This window comes from Tritonibacter sp. SIMBA_163 (genome assembly GCF_046535935.1).
Lineage (GTDB): Bacteria > Pseudomonadota > Alphaproteobacteria > Rhodobacterales > Rhodobacteraceae > Epibacterium > Epibacterium scottomollicae.
Genome location: NZ_JAWJBP010000835.1, coordinates 1 through 255 on the forward strand (window position 1 = coordinate 1; position 255 = coordinate 255).

Sequence of the window (255 nt, forward strand, 5' to 3'; positions counted from 1 at the left end):
GGGGTTTCGCCGCCGCTGCCGATGGAGCGCATGCTGTAGTCGAAACGCGCGCGCGGCTGGTCGACCTGGCGCATCATCTTCAGCGCCGTGGGCGGCATGAAGGCGTTGCGCACGTCGAAGTCCGCGAGCACGCGGAAAGCCTCCTCCGGGTCGAACTTCCCCATGCGGTAGGCGAGGACCGGTACCCCGTGATGCAGGCTCGGCAACAGCACATCGATGAGCCCGCCGATCCAGGCCCAGTCCGCCGGCGTCCAG

1 pseudogene is annotated in these 255 nt (G+C 68.6%); it reads right to left on the bottom strand.

The features are described from left to right. A pseudogene (locus R0J92_RS24675) lies at positions 1–255 on the bottom strand (AMP-dependent synthetase); the annotation flags it as partial.